This is a genomic window from Luteibacter aegosomatissinici, assembly GCF_023078495.1.
GTDB lineage: Bacteria > Pseudomonadota > Gammaproteobacteria > Xanthomonadales > Rhodanobacteraceae > Luteibacter > Luteibacter aegosomatissinici.
Window position 1 is genome coordinate 2431744 of record NZ_CP095742.1, and the last position, 15112, is coordinate 2446855.

General features: G+C 64.1%; 13 protein-coding genes. 7 read left to right on the forward strand and 6 right to left on the reverse strand.

From position 1 onward, the window contains the following. Positions 1 to 61: 61 nt before the first annotated feature. The 3 genes from L2Y97_RS10935 to L2Y97_RS10945 form a co-directional block, all read right to left on the reverse strand. Complete coding sequence (locus L2Y97_RS10935) at positions 62 to 2500, reverse strand: TonB-dependent receptor (protein ID WP_247436553.1); 2439 nt, start codon at positions 2498 to 2500, stop codon at positions 62 to 64. A gap of 315 nt (positions 2501 to 2815) precedes the next feature. Beyond that, positions 2816 to 5344, reverse strand: coding sequence for a glycoside hydrolase family 3 protein (locus L2Y97_RS10940; protein ID WP_425492855.1), 2529 nt, complete (start codon positions 5342 to 5344; stop codon positions 2816 to 2818). Between the two features lie 168 nt (positions 5345 to 5512). Then, positions 5513 to 6526 (reverse strand): LacI family DNA-binding transcriptional regulator, encoded by a 1014-nt coding sequence (locus L2Y97_RS10945; RefSeq protein WP_247436555.1) that lies wholly within the window; start codon positions 6524 to 6526, stop codon positions 5513 to 5515. A 288-nt stretch (positions 6527 to 6814) separates the two neighbouring features. Here L2Y97_RS10945 and L2Y97_RS10950 point away from each other — a divergent pair, with 288 nt between their 5' ends. The 3 genes from L2Y97_RS10950 to L2Y97_RS10960 all read left to right on the forward strand — a co-directional run bounded on the left by L2Y97_RS10950 (position 6815) and on the right by L2Y97_RS10960 (position 10471). Next, on the forward strand, positions 6815 to 8242 hold the full coding sequence (locus L2Y97_RS10950) for an MFS transporter (RefSeq protein WP_247436764.1): 1428 nt from the start codon (positions 6815 to 6817) through the stop codon (positions 8240 to 8242). A gap of 125 nt (positions 8243 to 8367) precedes the next feature. Further along, a complete protein-coding gene (locus L2Y97_RS10955; RefSeq protein WP_247436557.1) occupies positions 8368 to 9213 on the forward strand; it encodes a S1 family peptidase in 846 nt (281 codons plus the stop codon). A gap of 37 nt (positions 9214 to 9250) precedes the next feature. Then, complete coding sequence (locus L2Y97_RS10960) at positions 9251 to 10471, forward strand: PQQ-dependent sugar dehydrogenase (RefSeq protein ID WP_247436560.1); 1221 nt, start codon at positions 9251 to 9253, stop codon at positions 10469 to 10471. A gap of 101 nt (positions 10472 to 10572) precedes the next feature. Here the strand turns inward: L2Y97_RS10960 and L2Y97_RS10965 are convergent, their stop codons facing one another. Then, positions 10573 to 11352: a class I SAM-dependent methyltransferase gene (locus tag L2Y97_RS10965; protein WP_247436563.1), complete on the reverse strand. Its 780-nt coding sequence runs from the start codon at positions 11350 to 11352 to the stop codon at positions 10573 to 10575. A gap of 203 nt (positions 11353 to 11555) precedes the next feature. Between L2Y97_RS10965 and L2Y97_RS10970 the strand changes: the two genes are divergently transcribed. The 4 genes from L2Y97_RS10970 (at position 11556) to L2Y97_RS10985 (ending at position 14077) form a co-directional block, all read left to right on the forward strand. Beyond that, entirely contained in the window at positions 11556 to 12440 is an 885-nt protein-coding gene (locus tag L2Y97_RS10970) for a DUF2167 domain-containing protein (RefSeq protein WP_247436565.1), read from the forward strand. Positions 12441 to 12448: 8 nt separating this feature from the next. Next, complete coding sequence (locus L2Y97_RS10975) at positions 12449 to 13162, forward strand: hypothetical protein (protein WP_247436568.1); 714 nt, start codon at positions 12449 to 12451, stop codon at positions 13160 to 13162. Further along, complete coding sequence (locus tag L2Y97_RS10980; protein WP_247436570.1) at positions 13159 to 13479, forward strand: J domain-containing protein; 321 nt, start codon at positions 13159 to 13161, stop codon at positions 13477 to 13479. Before L2Y97_RS10975 ends, L2Y97_RS10980 begins: the two co-directional genes overlap by 4 nt. 88 nt (positions 13480 to 13567) lie before the next feature. Next, a complete protein-coding gene (locus L2Y97_RS10985; RefSeq protein ID WP_247436573.1) occupies positions 13568 to 14077 on the forward strand; it encodes a DUF2878 domain-containing protein in 510 nt (169 codons plus the stop codon). 40 nt (positions 14078 to 14117) lie between these two features. On the opposite strand, the gene L2Y97_RS10990 is transcribed toward L2Y97_RS10985, so the two are convergent. Together L2Y97_RS10990 and L2Y97_RS10995 are read right to left on the reverse strand one after the other, a co-directional pair. Next, entirely contained in the window at positions 14118 to 14543 is a 426-nt protein-coding gene (locus L2Y97_RS10990; RefSeq protein WP_247436575.1) for a hypothetical protein, read from the reverse strand. Next, on the reverse strand, positions 14540 to 15085 hold the full coding sequence (locus tag L2Y97_RS10995; protein ID WP_247436577.1) for a GNAT family N-acetyltransferase: 546 nt from the start codon (positions 15083 to 15085) through the stop codon (positions 14540 to 14542). Before L2Y97_RS10995 ends, L2Y97_RS10990 begins: the two co-directional genes overlap by 4 nt. Between the last annotated feature and the right edge of the window lie 27 nt (positions 15086 to 15112).

Consider the following 15112-nt stretch of genomic DNA (forward strand, 5'->3'; position numbering starts at 1 on the left):
CCGCCGATAGAACGGCAAACCCTGGGCGGCGTGTACAGCATGGGCGCCGCCCCACATCACGTCAGAGCCACAGGCCCAGCTGCACGCCGTAGGTGCGCGGCGCCAGGTACTGCGACACGTACTGCAACGAGCCGTCGGACATCAGGAAGCGCCCGGCACTGGTGCGGATCTTTCCGTTGGAGACGTTCTGCACGTAGCCGTTGATCCACCACTTGTCGCCCGGCTCGCTGTAGCGCAGGGCCAGGTCGCCGCGGGTGTACGCCTTCTGCCGGTCGCCCGAGCCCAGGTTGAAGTAGCTCAGCCACTGCGCGCTCTGGTACTGCGCACTCACGCGCGGCGTGAGCCGGCCGCCGTTGCCGAGCTGGAAATCGTGCTCGTAAATAGCGGTGAGCGAGAAGTTCGGCGCGTGCGGCAGGTCGTTGCCGGTGACATCCGCGCAGTTGGCCAGGTTGGATTCCGGCGGGCATGCCGGCAGGCCCTGGTAGTCGTTGGAACCGGCGTACTGCAACTTGCCGAGCTCCTTTTTCGGGATGGCCGAGAAGATCAGGTTAACGCGGTCGCCCTTCTGCTGGTACGCGAGCTCGGATTCGATACCGAACACCTTCGTCGTGCCGCCTACGTTCGAGAAGCCCAGGCCATGATTGCCATCCGGGTAGACGATGGGCGCGGAGAGCTGGAAGTTCTTGAAGTCTTCGTAATAGACGGCCGAGTTCCAGGTCAGGTGGCCATCGAGGAAGGTGAACTTGCTACCGACTTCGTAATTGGTCAGCGTCTCCGGCTTGTACAGCGTGCCGGCATCCTGCGTGCCACCCGACTTGTAGCCGGTGGAAACGCTGGCATAGAGCAGGCCGTTCTCACCGGCATCGGTATCCAGGCGCACGAGCCAGGTCGGCTTGCCCTTGCTGTACTTGGCCGAGTTGCGCTGCGAGATGCTGAAGCCATTCGACGGATCCGGGTACACATCCGGCGAGATCGGAACCTGCGGTACAGCGGGATCGTACGCCCAACCCCAGTTGATGCCGCCCTTGTTTTCCTTGTCATCGTGCGACCAGCGCGCACCACCGGTCAGGCGCCAGTGGTCGCTGAGGTGCCAGGTGGCCTGGCCGAACAGCGCATACGATTCCACGGTCTCCTTCGGCTGGATAAAGGAACCCTGCCAGCTCACCGTGCCGTAGCGCGTGCCGTTCATGATGGGAATATCGAAGCGGATGCTGTTGTCTTCGTAGCCGTAGTACGCACCGAGGATCCAGTCCACGGTCTGTGGCCCGGTGGACTTCAGGTTGATCTCCTGGCTCCAGTTCGTGTACGTGGAGCTGTTGGTGCGGTCGTCCTGGTACACGCCGTTGGTGGTGAAGCTGGTGGGCACGCTGACGCCCACATCCTGGTCGAAGTCGCTTTGGCCGGAGTAATGGTTGTAGCCCGCGATGTAGCTGAGCTGCATGCCATCGTTGATGTTCCAGTCCATGCGGCTACGCACCGTGTTGGACGTGCGGTGCAGGTACGGCGCGGTATCGATCAGCGCGGACCAGAATTTCTGGCCGTCGCGCGGGGTCTGCATGAGGCTCATGCTGGGTGTGCCGCGATCGATGAAGTACTCGTACGAAATGTTCCACTTGAACGTATCGCTGGGCTGCCACAGGGCGCTCACGCGCGCGGCGGACTGGTCCTGCGAGTTGTACTTGTCACCGCCCTGCACGTACTGGCCCGGATCGATCGGCTTGAAGCCGGCCAGCGTGCCACCCGAGGCCGGCGAAGCGAGATATGCCGCCTGCTGTGCAGCGAGGCTGGGCAGCTGGCCCGAGGGCTTCTGGTAATCCACATAGCCATCGTGCTGCTCATGCACCACGGCCACGCGCATGGCGAAGGTATCGCTGATCGGCAGGTTGAATGCGGCGCGCGAACCGAACTGGTGGTAATTGCCCGCACCGACCTGGGCGTTGCCATAGAAGCCGCCGCCGATGTCCGGCTTGGCGGTCTGCAGGCTGATGGCACCAGCGGTGGAGTTGCGGCCCCACAGCGTGCCCTGCGGGCCGCGCAGTACTTCCACGCCATCCATGTCCAGCAGCAGGCCCGAAGCGGCTTCAGCGCGCGGCGCATAGACACCATCGACAAACGTGGCGACTTCGGGATCGGCGTATTCTGTCTTGGCGCTGTCATTGCCGATGCCGCGCAGCGTGAGCGTCACGACACCATGGTCACCCTGCGAGGTACCCTGCAGGCCCGGCACGAGCTTGGTCAGGTCCTGAACGGTCATCACGCGTTCGCGATCGAGCGTATCGACGGCGATCGCCGACACCGCCACAGGCGTCTTCTGCAGCGGCGTATCGCGCTTGGTCGCGGAGACCGAAATGGCATCCAGGTTCTGGACTTTCTTGTCCGCGGCGTCCCCGGCCTTGGCGGGCGGATTCTGTGCCGTCGTATCCTGGTCCGCTGCGAGCAGCGTACCCGGGGCAAAGGCGAGTGACATGGCGACGTACATCAACTTGTGACGCAGATTCATCTGGCTCTCCCTCGTTCGTTCGGATCTGTGTGGTCCGTTGAGCGCAACGGCCATGACACGACTTCCCCAAGCCCCCGGTGCGCTATCCATCCAGTAATGACAGCGCTGTCATTACTGGATATTAGAACTCCCTTGCCGGGAATGCTTGCCGCATGGCAGCAAGCGGTCGGGGCGTTTAAAAACCTTTGCAACAGGGGCCCTGTAGTGCATCGCGAGCCCTTCGATCACCTGATATTGGTGCAAAGCAGTTAGACATCTAAGCGCCTAACCTGCCCAGGCCGCCGCCACGGCCCATGCCGGGCCGTGGTCCCGCGGTCACGGCTTGTCTTTATGGACCGGGCACGCCAGCGTGCGATCCGCCACCGTACCCAGCGACACATTGGTGATGGACACCTGGCTTGCGGAACGGCTGGCCCATTCGAACGGCCGATCGACCTTGCTCATGTTTGCACCGGCGTCGCGGAAGCACTTCAACGGAATGCCGACGCGAAGCCATTGACCCTTTGGCAAGGCGGCGAGCTGCTCGCCGACGGGCACCCAGCCATCGCAGCCGGTGCCACAGCCGATGCCAACCATCGATGTATCGCCGGCCGACACGGTATCGACCTTCAAGGTGGTGACCAGCAAGACATCGCCATTGGTCTCGCGATCGATATCGAGCGCTGCAGGTGCCACCAGCGTAACGCTCGCGGCGCCCGATCCACCGCCGGACCAGGTCACGCTGCGCGCATCCTCCTGTGCCTTGTAGTCGAGCGCGGCGACGCGCAGGCTGCCGTCGGCCGTGTTGGCAGGCGCAGCCAGCATGTTCGCGCTCGCGCCATTGGCGCCGGTCAGACGCACGGCGAAATCCTGTGCCGGCTTGCCCCGGGTGAAGTAGACGCCAGCTTGTGCCGAGCTCAGCACAAGCCCCGGATCCTCCGGCAGCCTGCCGGTGGCCTTGCGGTCGGCATAGGTCAGGCCGAACCCATACGCGAACTGTGGGTGATCACCCGGCGCGATGGCGCCAGGAATCTGCAATGCGTTACGCGGCCATGTGTAAGCCAGTTTGCCGTGGAAATCGTGCGCCACGTGGCCGTCGCGGGTACGCAGCAGCACATCGGCAATGCCCGCGCCTTCGCTGCCCGGCAGCCACGCCACCACGAAGGCATCGGCGGCGTTGATTTCGCGGTTCATCCACAGCGGGCGGCCGGTCAGGAACACGGCCACCACGGGCACGCCCTGCCCGCGCAGCTTGCGAAGCAGCTCGAGGTCCTGGTCATTGCCCGGGCGGTAGGCCAGGTTCGGCAGATCGCCCTGGAATTCGGCGTAGGGATCCTCGCCGAACACGACGATGGCCACATCGGGCTTCTGCTTGAAGTCACCTTCCACCGAGAGTTCAGCGCTACCGCCGGCGGCTTCGACCTGCGCCTTCAGGCCGGCCCAGATGGACGTGGCACCGGGGAAGTTCGCATTGGTCAGACCGGTGCCCTGCCACGTGAGCGTCCAGCCACCGTTCTGCTTGGAGATGTTGTCCGCACCATCGCCGGCCACCAGGATGTGCTTGCGCGGATCGATCGGCAGCACGGCCTTGTCGTTCTTCAGCAGCACCAGCGACTCGCGTACAGCCCGGCGGGCTACCTCCCGGTGCGCAGCGCTGCCAACAATTTCGGCTGACTTTGCCGCGAGAGGGTTCGCCGATGGCAAGCCGGCTTCGAACATGCCCAGACGCATTTTCACCCGGAGAATGCGGGTCACCGCATCGTTCACGCGACTCATCGGAATGACGCCGGCCTTCACCTGGGCGAGCGTGTTCTTGTACAGGCCCTTCCACGAATCCGGCGCCTCGAGCATGTCCAGGCCGGCGTTGTACGCCGCGGCGCAGCTCTCGTTGGTGCAGCCGGGCACCTGGCCATGGGCGTTCCAGTCACCCAGCACGATGCCGTCGAAGCCCATGCGCTCCTTCAGCACGCCGGTGATCAGGCCTTTGTTGCCAGCCATCTTGACCCCGTTCCAGCTGGAGAACGAGACCATCACCACCTGCACGCCCGCCTTGATCGCGGGCGGGTAGCCTGCGCCGTGCACATCGCGGAGCACGGCTTCGCTGATGCGGGCGTCGCCCTGGTCCTTGCCGTCGTGGGTACCGCCATCGCCGAGGAAGTGCTTGGCTGTGGCTATGACGTGTCCGCTATCGAGAAACCGGGGGGTGCCCGGCTTCCCTTCCAGGCCCCCGATCACGGCTGCGGCGTACTGTGCGACGACGGCCGGATTCTGCGAGTAACCCTCGTAGGAACGCCCCCAGCGCACATCCTGCGGCACGGTGAGCGTCGGGGCGAAGGTCCAGCTGATACCGCTGGCACGCAGCTCCTGCGCGGTGACCTCACCGATCTCGTGGAGCAGCTGCGGATCGCGCGTGGCACCAAGCCCTACGTTCTGCGGGAACAGTGTGCTGCCGACCAGGTTGTTGTGGCCGTGCACGGCATCGATGCCGAACAGCACCGGAATGGCGAGGCGGCCGCTCGAGGTATCCATGGATGCGCGGTAGAACGCATCGGACAGCGCCTGCCACTGCGTAGCCACGGGGAACGGCTGCTCGGGCGGCTTGGAATTGCCACCGGCCAGCACGGAACCCAGCCGGTATTCGCGCACGTCATCCGGGGTCACGTACTTGATGTCGGCCTGGATCATCTGGCCGACCTTGTCTTCCACCGACATCTTCGCCAGCAAAGCGCTGACCCTGGCTTCGAGCGCGGGGTCCGTCGACAGCGGCGAACCGCCCGTCGGCCACTGTTCCGGATGGACGGCCGTCGGGTCGGATGCCATGGCGGGGGCCGCCATCAGCAAGGCGCCGGCGCAGGAGAGCGCCATGGAAAGGCTTCGCGAAAACAGGCTCAGCGGCTGCGGCAACGGCACGATAAAGCTCCCTGCTCGCGCACCGGCGGTACGCTTGTCGGGCTGCATCGTGACAGGAATGACAGCGCTGTCAATTTGCTATGCAGCATGACCGCCTGCGCCATCCAGGGCGAAGCGACGGCATCAGGGAGCGGTGGTTGTTGAGCCGCGAACCTGCAGGGAAAACGGGATCTGCACCAGCTTGCCGGTGCCATGGCTGCGCAGCTCGCTGAGCAGCTGCTCAGCCGCGATCTTGCCCATCTCGCGGCTGGGCTGCTGGATCGTGGTGAGGGCTGGCCACAACTGGCGCGACAGCGGCGTGTCGTCGAAGCCGCATACGGAGACATCGTGCGGCACCTTCAGGCCGAACTCGCCCGCCGCCCACATGACGCCTGTGGCCATGTCGTCGTTGGCGGCAAATACGGCGGTAGGACGCTTACGCAGGGAGAACAACTGCCTTGCGGCCTCGACACCCGAGGCGAAGGTGAAGGCGCCCTGCACCACCAGTGCCGGATCCTCTGCCAGGCCGGCGGCCGCCATGGCCTCGCGGTAACCCTCCAGGCGCCAGCGGCTTGCGCCGTGGTTTGCGATGCCAATCACGTGGGCGATCCGTCGGTGGCCCAGCTCAACCAGGTGTTCCACGATCGCACGCGCCGCGCGCTGCTCATCCATCGTGACGCCAAGGGCTTTGCCGCGGCGTACCGGCGATACGCTGGCATAGGGCACGTTGCACTCGCGCAGGCGCTTCAACAGCGGCGCGTAGTCGGTAATCGGCGGTGTCAATACCACACCATCAGGGTGGTGGTCGGAGATCAACACATCCAGGCGGCGAATGAAGTCGCTGTCGCGCATGCGTAGCGGGCGCACCATCATGCTGTAGCGGTGCGCGTCGCAGGCTTCGAGGACGCCATCCTGGATCTCGGCCAGGTAGGTCGAGGCCGGGTTGTCGTTGTTGTCGTAAAGCATCGCGACGAGAAACGAGCGATTGCCCGCCAGGCTGCGGGCCGAGGGATTCGGGCGGTAATCCATCGCCTCCATGGCGGCACGCACGCGCTCGCGCGTGGCATCGGTGACGTTGGCCTCGTCGTTGAGCACGCGTGACACCGTCTTGGGCGATACGCCCGCCTTGCGCGCCACATCTTCGAGACGTACCCGCATGAATTCTCCACTGGCATCACACTGTCGAATGACTATGCCGCCAGAGCCCGTCGCTTTACAAGCGCGGCCCTGGCCGCAGATGCTGCACTCGCAGCATGCGAGATGGGCCGGGCCATGACATAAGGGTGTTTCGAGGAGGGATGAATGGCCCGGATCACCCAAAGCGCAGACCGGTTGCGCACGCCCAGCCCTGCGCGCGGGCGTGGCGTGGTGGCACGGCATCGCCTGCCGCATGGTCCGGTCGCGGCGAAAGAGAAGGCCGCGCTTTCGTTCTGGCAGATATGGAACATGTGCTTCGGGTTCCTTGGGCTCCAGTTCGGCCTCGCGCTACAGAACTCGAGCGTCAGCCGCATCTTCCAGACGCTGGGTGCGAACCTCAATGACATCCCCGCCCTGTGGATCGCCGCACCGCTTACCGGGTTGATCGTGCAGCCGATCATCGGCCACTACTCCGATCGCACGTGGAATCGCCTGGGCCGGCGCCGGCCGTATTTCCTGTTTGGGGCAGTGTTTGCTTCGCTCGCGCTGCTGTGGATGCCGAATGCGCCGGCCTTGTGGATGGCGGCGGGCTTGCTGTGGATCCTGGATGCGTCGATCAATGTCTCGATGGAGCCCTTCCGCGCACTGGTGGGCGACCAGATGCCCACCAGGCAGCGACCGACGGGTTATGCCATGCAGAGCTTTTTCATCGGCGCGGGTGCGGTCATCGCGTCCATGCTGCCGTGGGCCCTTGCGCACTTCGGTATCAGTAATACCGCCGCCGAGGGAAGCGTTCCGGATACGGTGAAGTACGCGTTCTATATCGGCGGCGCGATCCTGCTCGGCGCTGTGCTCTGGACGATCCTTTCCACGCGGGAATACACGCCTGCGCAGCTGCGATCATTCACCGATAACGTGCCCGAGAGTCAGCCGGCGGATGTATCGGGGGCAGGACGGCCTGGCATGGTGCTGTTACTGGCGGGTGCGGCCGTATGGTTCGCCATCAGGCATTTCGCGCTGGAGCGCGAGGTTTACCTGCTCGCCGGCGGCCTGGTCGGATTTGGCCTGCTGCTTACCTGGCTGGCCCGCACACGCAGCCACGGGGTGCTTCGCCAGATCATGGGCGATGTGTATGGCATGCCCCTCTCGATGCGACGACTGGCGGGCGTGCAGTTGTTCTCGTGGTTCGCGTTGTTCGCGATGTGGATCTACACCACCGCAGGCGTAACGCACGCGATATACGGGACTGATGACACAGGCTCGGCCCTCTATAACGACGGTGCCAACTGGGTCGGCGTCTTGTTTGCCGCGTATAACGGCTTCGGCGCACTGGCGGCGGTGGTCATTCCCTTGATGGTGCGTCGCTGGGGGCTGCGCATCAGCCACCTGATCAGCCTGTGGCTTGGCGGCGCGGGCCTGTTGTCGTTCCTTGTCATCCGCGATCCCCACTGGCTGCTCGCCTCGATGGTCGGCGTCGGCTTCGCCTGGGCATCCATCCTGTCACTGCCTTATGCCCTGCTCTCGGACAAGCTGCCGACGGCGAAACTGGGCGTGTACATGGGCATCTTCAATTTCTTCATCGTCATTCCGCAGGTGCTCGCCGCCAGTGTTCTCGGCCCCCTGCTGCGTCTGTGCTTCCACAACCAGCCGATCTGGGCCCTTGGCATGGGCGGGGCCAGCCTGCTTATCGCCGGGCTGTGTACGTTGTATGTCCCCGAGCCCGAGGGCCGGCATTAGTTGCCACCCAGGCCGAATGGGTCTTGCGGCGGTCACGCACAAATGCGTAGGGTCAATGGCTGTAGATCGGGCCCTGCAGGCTGGCGCGCCACGGTCATCAACCCTCCCCACCCTGGAGTGTGCTCGTGAAAGGATGCGCCCTGCTTCTCCTCGTCGTGTCGACATCCGCCAGTGCGGTCGTTATTCGTGCCGATATCAATGATGCGAACTACCGCATTCCCGCGACGGCGGTGCCGGCGCTGGTCGACCTGCCCGGCGAAGGCCATGGCGTCCTCATTGCTCCCACCTGGGTGGTGACGGCAGCCCATGCGGTCTCGTGGCAAGCCTCGATCAGCGAGGTGTATCTCAACGGCAAGGCACGCAAAGTGGTTGCCGTCATCAAGTATCCGGGCTATCAGACCCTGCCCGAGGCACTTGGCAAGCAGGCGCTGGCATCGGGCGACGCATCGAAAATTCATGCGTTTCTCGCGGAGTCGAATGACATTGCCTTGATCGAACTGGCAACGCCCGCCAGCGATGTCACACCGATGCCTTTGTATCGAGGTGATGACCTGCAAGAAAAGACGGTGGAAATCGTGGGCAAAGGCGCTACCGGTAACGGCGCGGACGGCGAATCCGCTGATGCCCCGCATCGCACCGAATTGCGCCATGCATATAACGTCGTCAGCGGCGCGAATGCGCACTGGCTCTGGTATACGTTCCGCGCACCACCGGCTGCGCTGCCCCTGGAGGGCACGATTGGTAACGGCGACAGCGGTGGCCCGTTGATCCTGGATAGCCATGGCAAACGGGAACTTGCCGGCCTTGCGTCGTGGAAGAAGTACCCCGATGGTCGGCTGCGCGACGGCGGGCACTACGGCCTGATCGTCTATAACGTGCGCGTGGGCGCATACGCTCCGTGGATCGACGAGATAATGTCTGCGCGCGCTACATCCCCGAATGTCACACCTGCATCGCATTCGGGCCACTAGGATGGCCTGCGGTGCCCTGCCCCAAGGAAACATGCCGATGAAGAAGCTGGTGATTGCGGCCGTGCTTGCCGCCCTGCTTACGAGCGCCGCCCACGCCCAGACCAATGCGGGCGACCAGAAGGTCGATCCCGACCTGCCCTTCACCATGACGAAGGTGGCCGACCTGGAGCTGCCCTGGCGCATTGCGTTCCTCCCCGATGGGCGCATGCTGGTGACTGAAAAGGTGGGACGCCTGCAGCTGGTGACTCCGCAAGGCGTGAAGACGGAAGTGCAAGGGGTACCGCCGGTCGATTTCGGTGGCCAGAACGGCATGCTCGGGGTGTTCCTGTCGCCGCACTACGCCACCGACCACAACGTGTACCTCACGTACGTCGCGCCCGGGGATTACGGTGGTGGCCTTGCCCTGGCAAGGGCCAAGCTGGTGTTGGACGGGAACCAGGCCAAGCTCGATGGCCTGGACGTTATCTGGCGCCAGTTGCCCACCGGCAAGGGTGGCCAGGCCGGCGCCCAGATCGCGTTTTCACCGGACGGCAAGTATCTCTTCCTCACCGTGGGTGATCGCCAGCGCTTCACGCCGGCCCAGGATCCCGGCCAGACGCTGGGCAAGATCGTGCGCCTGACGCTCGACGGGAAACCCGCGCCGGGCAACCCGTTTGCCGGCAAGGAAGGTGCACACACCGTGCCGCTGATTGATCCTGCGAAGAACACCGAAGAGGCCAAGACGGCACCGGTGGTCAGCACCTACACCTTCCCTGGCCCCAACCTGGCGCCTGCGGAAACGTGGAGTATCGGCCACCGCACACCGTACGGCCTGGCCTTCGGCCCGGACGGCCGCCTGTGGGAAGTGGAGCATGGCCCGCGTGGTGGCGACGAACTTAACCTGATCCAGCGCGGCAAGAACTACGGCTGGCCGCTGGTTTCGTACGGCATGAACTACGACGGCGTGCCGATCCCCAGCCCCGACACGCGCCCGGATCTGGTCAAGCCAGTGATCTACTGGGTGCCGGTGATCGCGCCGGGCAATCTCATGTTCTACAAGGGCAACCTGTTCCCGCACTGGAAGGGCAGCGCCTTGATCAGTGGCCTGGTCAGCATGGGCATCACCCGTATCACGTTCGACGGCAAGGGTGGCGCGACGCCCGCACAGCGCTGGACGCTCAACATGCGCGTGCGCGACATCGAAGAAGCGCCGGATGGTTCGTTGTGGCTGCTGCAGGACGCGCAGCCGGGCGGCTTGTTCCATCTGACGCCGAAGTGAGTCGGCGCCGTACGGCCTGAAAACGCTGCGGCGGCCGAAGGCACGCCGCAGCCCAGTGTACTCCCTGACGGATGGTGCGCAGCTTCTGCTTACGTCCTTAGCTACTTCGCACTCACCGGCTTCTTGAAGCGCAGCATGAAGCGATCGGTGTTGCCCTTGATCGCTGGATCGAACACTTTCAGCGAATGATCGTCGGCCGCATTGGCGAGTACCGACGATTCCTGATCAAGGACAAAGCCGGCCTTCTCCACCTCGGCCTTCACCGTGGCGGGATCGATGCGGTGCAGGTCTTCGGTGTTCGCCAGCCCGCTCCCCTTCGTTGCGGCGTGATCTACGATCACGTAATAACCGCCGGGCTTGAGCAGCTTGAATACGGCCTGGTTGAAGCCATCGACGCTCGCACCCTTCATGAAGGTGTCGTGCAGGTCGTGGTAGTTCTCGAATGTCCAGATCACATCGAACGTGTTGAACATGTTCGCGGGTGGTTGCTGCGCGAGCGGATCGGAAATGCCCTTGACGTTGCCGTAACCGGGTTCGGTGCCGATGGCCTTCGCCGTGGCCACCGGGTCGCTCTTGAACTCCGCGATCTCGGCGGGAACGTAAGCGTAGACCTTGCCCTTGGCACCCACGATGGGTGAGAACAGCCGGCTCCAATAGCCGCCGCCGGGCCACACATCCATGACCGTGTCGCCGGATTTCACCTTGGAGAACGCCACCAGCTCCGCCGGATGACGAATGGCGTCCTGGTCGGTGTCCTTGGCGGGCCGGTGGGTATTGGCGACGGCGGCAGCGATGGCCGCGTCGGCAGGCGGCGGGCTCGCAGCCAGGGCGCCGGTGGAAAGAACGGCGGCAAGCGCCGCGGCCAGGAACGTGGATTTCATGGCTTGCCTTCCTTCGGGCACGCGGCCCATGGACACGGAAGCCAGAGCCTAATCCCGGGGGCACCCCGGCGCCATAGCCCGGTCGACCTGTTTTCCCACCCCAAGGCCAGCTCCGCCATTCTTGACGCCCCGTCCCTATCCATTCAGAATTTTCGTGCCGTGTCAGGGGACTTACGGCTTCCGTACGGACAAGGGGTTCGCCCATGGCGAGCCGTATTCGCGCGTTGCTGCGCACGCTCAGGAAGATCACCATGCAGAATTTCGCCCGCCGCCTCGCGACCCTGGTCGCGCTCTCGTTCGTTGCCGCCGCGTCGCATGCCGAGGGGGTCAATGATTTGCCGTGGCAAGTCGGCCCGACCAAGGTGCAGCTGGGTTCGCACGCCGCGCTGGATGTGCCGGCCGGCTACGCCTTCCTCGGCCCGGACGGCACCCGCCGCCTCGACCTGATCATGCACAACCCGCCGGGCGATGCCGAAACCTACACGCTTGCCCCGGAAAGCATGGATTGGGTGGCCTACTTCGATTACGACGATGTCGGCTATGTAAAAGACGACGAGAAGCTGGATGCGGACGACCTGCTGAAGTCGGTGAAGGAAGGCACCGAGGAAAGCAACGTGGAGCGCCGCAAGAACGGCTGGGACACGCTGACCCTGACGGGGTGGCAGTCGAAGCCGCAGTACGATTCGACATTCAAGTCGCTGACCTGGGCGTTTGTCGCGCGTAACGACAAGTCACACGAGGACGTGGTGAATTACAACGCGCGCCTGCTGGGCCGCAGCGGCGTGATGAGCGTCGTGCTCGTGGCCGATCCGGCGCAGTTGAATACCGCGATCGGTGACTTCAAGGGCGCCATCCACGGCTTTGCCTTCAATCCCGGCCAGTCGTACACCGATTTCCAGTCGGGCGATCGCGTGGCGGAGTATGGCCTCGGTGCGCTGATCGTCGGTGGTGCAGCGGCCGTGGCGGCAAAGAAGGGCTTCTTCGCGGTGATCCTCAGTGCGCTGGCGGCTGGCTGGAAGCTGGTGCTGGTCGGCCTTGCCGCCGTTGGCACGTTCTTCAAGCGCCTCTTCACCCGCAACAAGGCCTGATCGCCCCGATGCTCCCCCACGCCTGGTGGCTGCTGGCCGGTGTCGTCGTCATGTATGTCTACGACGCCGTGCTGCTGCTTTATCACAATGAAGTCGTTTTCCACGAGGGGCGTGGTGGGCGTTGGTCGTTCTCGGTGGGTTCTGATTTCCAACTGGCGGGGCGCCATGTCTTCCTGCCATCCATGCTTGCCCCTACGCGACGGGTGTTGCGGCTGCGCTGGACCTCGCATCAATCCCTGCTGCCGCCGGCGCCTCTGCGCGGCCTGCGTGCCTGGCGAGTGGGTGGAGCCGCGTGCGCGTGGCCTGTCATGCTTGTGGCTTGCTTGTTCGCCGTGATGCCCGCTGCGGTGTACAGCCCTATTCCCGTGCTGTTGGCGTGGATGGCGGCGCTGTACGTCGCCATCCCTTCGACCGTGCTGCGCCTGTGGCGCGTGCGCCGTGTCATCGGCCTCAGCCGCAAGGATGCCGCAGGCATCACGTCCGATGCCCTGTTGTGTGCGCCATATTCGCTGAACGTCGTCCGCAAGCTTGGCTCGCGTGCGGGCGATCGTTTTGATCTGGTGTCCGTGGCGCACGCCTTGCTTGAAGCACCGGAACGCGTGCGGCTTACCCGCGCGATCCAGACGCGCATTCGTCACCAGTTGGACCTCGAAGACCTGGGGAGCGAGCGGCATGCCCAGCTCCAGGCGTACTCCCGGCAGCTTGAAGGCGCCCTGGCATGAGCCTCACCGATATCGTCGTCATCGCCCTGGCCTTGTTCATTGGGTACAAATTCACTGCAGCCATGCTGGTGGACTCCAGGGAGACCGCGGACGCGCCACGCGTGCCGCCAGCCTCCGTGAAACGCCCGTGGCATGAAGTGTTGAACGTGGCGCCTGACGCCAGTCGCGAACAGATCGTGGATGCCTACCGCCGCCTTATCCGAGAACACCACCCCGACCGCGTAGCGAACCTGGGCAAGGAATTCCGCGACCTGGCCGAGCGCCGGGCTTCGGAGATCAACGTGGCGTATGACGAAGCGCTTCAGCAGTTAGGCTGAGCGTTCGTCCGAGGCCGGGCATTCGGCATGCATCCATTTCGCGTTGTTCTTCGTACATCTAGATCAGATGTACGAAAGGAACCCTGCCATGTGGATGCGCACGCTTAACTTCGTCGGCTACCAGGCGCTATGGTTTGCGCTGGTGATAGGCGCTGCCAGGGGCACCACCGGCCTTGCTATTACAGCGGCCGTCCTGTTTATCGCCATACAGATTGCGTGCGGAAGCGAACGCCTGAGCGACTTGCGCCGGCTGATTGTCGCCCTCGTACTGGGCACATTCGTTGACGGCGTCCCTTCCCTGCTCGGCTGGTGGCAGTACGCCACGCCCTGGCCCGCGCTTCCTCCCGGTGGGGCTCCACTGTGGATACTAGCCCTGTGGGCGTGCTTCTCCACGACCATCAGCCGCTCGCTCCAGTTCGTACAGGGTGCGCCATGGCTCGGCGCACTGCTCGGCGCCGTAGGTGGCCCGCTCGCTTACCTTGCGGCCGCACATGGTTGGCAAGCCGTCCACTTCGACGTGGAACCTGTGATCTACATCGCCTGGCTCGCCGCGGCCTGGGCGATCGCTATTCCGTTGCTCGCCCGTCGATCGTGTTGATCGGATCGCGCGAATTCTGTTGCAGCGCGCGAGGGCGGCGTTACCTGGGAGCGAATTCGAATTGATCCAGCATGTCGGCGATCTTGCCGCGCTCGTCATCCGGTATGCCGGGGGCTTCAAGCACGTTCCTCAGCAGATAGAACTCGGTTTCATTCGCGATCACACCGCGCTTGAGCACGGCAGCTACTTTCTTCGACATCATGGCGCGAACGGCCGCAATACTTGGCGCGCCTTCAGCCGCGAGCCGCACCGATAGTCTCGCGAGCTGGTCCGGCGACGCATGCTCGAGGTCTTCCATGACATCGCCCAGCGCTATGCGTAGACCTTCGCGCGCACGCGCCGGGGCCTTCTTCTCCATTTCGGCCAAGACGTACATTGGCCGATGTTCGTCGGGCAATCCACCGAGATCAAGTTCGGTATCGACATAGATCCGAAAAAAGAGCTTGAGACTCTCGTAGCGCGTCATGGCGCACCTCCGTGGAGTGGAGATGTCTCCGTCTCACGCGTGTACTTGCCCGTCATCTTGCCATTCAATTCGGTATCGGCGTGGTAGCGCAGGCCGAGGCGCTCCGCGACGCGAATCGAGGCGCGGTTGTCAGCATTGATTAACGCATGCACCCTCGGTTCGCGGCGGACATCGAACGCGTACGCAAGCACGGCCGCGGCGGCTTCAGGCGCCACGCCTTGACCCCAGAAGGTGCGGTACGTGTTCCAGCCGAGCTCCATGCCCGGCATGCCATCGCGGAAAAACGCACCCACGTTGCCAACCAGCTCGCCGGTGTCCTTCCGTTCTATAGCCCACCAGCCCGCACCGCCCAACAGCCACAGGCCGGCGTGCGACCCAAAGACCCGCCAAGCCAGCTTACGGTCGGAAACATTGAGGTGGGTCATGCTCTCCGGATCGGAGAGGTGCGCGGCGAAGGCTTCGAAATCCTCGGGGCGGTACTCGCGCAGCAGGAAGCGCTCGGTCTGGAGGCGTGGTACGGAAACGGTGAACGTTGACGCCATGGCTTCAGCCCCTCACGGCAGTTGCGT